Here is a 3,442-nt window from a genome sequence, read left to right on the forward strand (position 1 = left end):
GTACGACGCGGTGCTGGTCCAGCCTTCCGGCCAGTCGTTCATGGGGGATGTGGGGGTGGAGGTGGTTGTGGGGGTGGGGGTGGGGGTGGGGGGAGCCGAGCGATCTCCGGACCCCGTGGCCAGCGGGTCCGAGGATCCGGCCGTGTACTTATTCATCTGCGGTTCCAGCGTTGCGAACAGCGGTGAGGAAAGGGAGTTCCATCACGATGACGTTCCTTCCATGCCGGTGGGGGGTTGTTCGGCAGGCGAGGGCGTCGTTACCTCTTGCCCTTCTTTCTACGGTCGGTGGCCATGGGTCAGTTCAATGACAGCGGCTGACCGACCGGTTCTTCCAGCCGGTACTGGTCAGCGGTACCGGAGCGGTGCATGCGATGCCACTTCAGCCGACTGCCGAGCAGCGCGGTGACCACGGACTGAATGGTCACCAGGTACATCAACTGCCGGTAGACGACCAGTTGCAGCGGCATCACCCATAGTGTTCTCAATTTCTCGCCGTCCAGACGCAGCGCGTATCCTGCGCCGAACATCTGGACACCCAGGAAACCGAGCCACACCACGATCCAGAGGGCCGAGTCGAGGAACAACGCCCCATAGAGGGCGAAGAGGTCCACGACCGGCGCGAACAGCGGCAATATCACCTGGAAGACCACCAGATACGTCAGTCCGCGGCGGCCGAAGCGGCCGGGCGGGCCCACCTCGAGGACGGCTCGGCGGTGCTTCCAGATGGCCTGAAGTGTGCCGTAGCACCAGCGGTAGCGCTGTCGCCACAACTGGCTGAGTCTCACGGGTACTTCGGTCCATGCGACGGCGGACTCCTGGTACACCACCCGCCAGCCCGCACGCCACAGGGCCATGGTGAGGTCGGTGTCCTCGGCGAGCGTGTCCTCGCTCACGCCGCCGACACCCATGAGGGCGTCCCGGCGGAAGGCACCGATGGCTCCGGGGACGGTCGGCATGCACTCCAGCACCTCGAACATACGGCGGTCGAGGTTGAACCCGAAGACGTACTCCAGGTGCTGCCATTTGCCCAGCAGCCGGCGCCGGTTGCCCACCTTGGTGTTGCCGCTGACCGCACCGACGGCCGGGTGGGCGAGCGGCTGGATGAGCTGGTGGATGGCGTCCGGCTCGAAGACGGTGTCGGCGTCGACCATCACCACGATGTCGTACTCGGCGTAGACCAGGCCCGCGTTGAGGGCCGCCGCCTTGCCCGCGTTGGGCTGGCGGACCACCATGACGCGCGGATCGTCGATCGCCGCGGCGATTTCCGCCGTCGCGTCGGTCGAGCCGTCGTCGACCACGATGATCTGCAGGTACGGGTGGGTGGAGTCGAGGAGCGAGAGCACCGTCGACTGGATGCCGGCCTCCTCGTTGTATGCGGGGATGAGAACCGTCACCGGCTCTGTGATCTCCCGCAGCCACGGCGAGCCGGGGCGGAACCGGCCGATGCGGCGGACATGCGCCCGGGCGAAGAACATGAGCAGCACCAGGCGCAGCAGCGCGAGCCCGCCGCCGATGCCGAGCACCCAGGTCATGATGTCGACGAAGAAGTGCCCGATCGTCTGCACCATGATCAGGCCCTTGCCCTGCCAGCGGCTTGCGGCGGACGCAGGGGCGTTGACCTTGTGCTCTCCGAGCCCGTCCGAGACGGTGGTGAACCGGACTTTCTGATTACGGAGGAGCCTTTTCGTCTCTTCGTAGGCAATGTCCGTATTGCTGAACTGCCGGATCAGACCCTGTTCCGGTTTCCGGAACGGCCGGTCCGCCCCGACCAGCGTGTAGCCCTCCGCGGCCACCCGCTCCGCCGCCGTCCACTCGCCACCGCACATCGTGTCGGCCTGGGTGGTGAGCGGCAGGCGCGCCAGACCGGCTCTCACGCCCGCGGAGCCGGCAAGCGCCGTCTGTGTGAGCGACATCTCCAGCCGGGTCCGCGCGGCCGACACCTGACCGAGGTCGACCCCGGTGTAGGTGTACGAGCCGATCTCGTGGCCCTCGTCACGGATCCGCTTCACGAGGTCGGGGTGGCGGGCCACTTGGGCGCCGGAGAGGAAGAAGGTCGCCCGCGCCTTGTGGTTGCGCAGCAGTTCGAGCAGGCGCGGCGTCCAGACCGGGTCGGGGCCCCCGTCGAAGGTGAGCGCGACGGTACGGGGCGGCATGGCTGTCGTGCTCACCTTGCCGCCGTTGATGCGCACCACCGGCTGCCCGCTGTCCGCGACCTTGGGCACCGGCGTGGAACAGGGACGCTTCGTCTGGGCCGCACCGACCTCGTAGGTGGTCCAGCCCTCGAAGAGCAGGGCAGCGGCGACCGCGGTGATCGCGACGATCAGCAGCAGCCAGTGCCCGCGCGGGTCACGACTCCGCGCGTGGCGTGCGCTCACGTGGCATTGCCTCCGCCTGAGACCGACAGGACGTACGCCGGGACCGGCGCGGCTCTGTCACGACCCGGAGACGTGACGGCGCCCGGGGATCCCTCGCCGTGGGGGGCGAACGGCGAGGAGTCATCGCGCGTAGCGTCGACGCTGCGCACAGAGGTGGAGGTCGTGGCGGAGACGCCGGATGGCTCGAAGCGCGGGTGCGGCCGGGAGGATTGGGACTGCACCTCCAGCACTCCGGAGAGCGCGGCGATCAGGAGGAGCAGGTAGCAGGCGCAAGCGCATGCCACCGCCATGGCCACGAACCACAGAAACCGTCTGCGCCGACCGGAAGCATCCACAAATATCTGGACCTGACTGCGCGCTCCCCGGCGCCCGCTTCGCTTCCGTCCCGTCGTAGCCATAGCGGGCGAGTGTAGTCAGCGCTGAACAGGAGTGTGCAAGGAAGCTCAAAGCTTGCTCAACGGACAACCATGTCGGTGCTTGACGTCAGTGTCGCGCTCATCTTGCAACGGCATGCGAGTGCCCCTTCTGAGCTTGGCATTCGAAGGAGCGGTGACCGTCTCGTCATCGACTGTTCCCCCGGAGGCAACTGGTCCGTGATCTCCGCTACACCTGCTGGCGAGGTGTCATCACCCCTGATGTGTCGCGGCCATTAGCGGGGTTCGGGCCGTGAAATCCGGGCGGAATACGGGCGTTGAATACGGGAAAACGGTCCGCGAGGAGTATGTGCGCGAAATGCGCATCGGCCCCGGCTCAGAGGCGTCCCCTGACCCGGGGCCGTGCGTCCGGAGGCGACGCCAGGATCGGGCGGGTGCGGCGAGGCTCCGCGATTCCCGTGGTGAGGGCCCGAGTTGACACATCGCCACGAGGGAGAACTCGGTCGCAGGAGAGTGCCCTACTCGGGTGATCGCGAGGACGTCGGGATCGAGGACGTCCGGATCGAGGACGTCCGGATCGAGGACGTCCGGATCGAGGACGTCCGGATCGAGGACGTGGGGGGGGGGGCGCCCGGGGGGGGGGGGCGGGGGGGGGGGGCGGGGGGGGGGCGCGGGGGGGGGGTCGCCTAGATG

1 protein-coding gene is annotated in these 3,442 nt (G+C 67.9%); it reads right to left on the reverse strand.

Features of this window, described 5'->3' with window-relative positions; genetic code table 11:
* Positions 1-296: 296 nt before the first annotated feature.
* Positions 297-2,375 carry a glycosyltransferase gene (locus AB0M26_RS22190; RefSeq protein WP_365263541.1) on the reverse strand — a complete coding sequence of 693 codons (2,079 nt, stop codon included), beginning with the start codon at positions 2,373-2,375 and terminating at the stop codon, positions 297-299.
* Positions 2,376-3,442 lie beyond the last annotated feature (1,067 nt).

Source organism: Streptomyces sp. NPDC051776 (assembly GCF_040681345.1).
Lineage (GTDB): Bacteria > Actinomycetota > Actinomycetes > Streptomycetales > Streptomycetaceae > Streptomyces.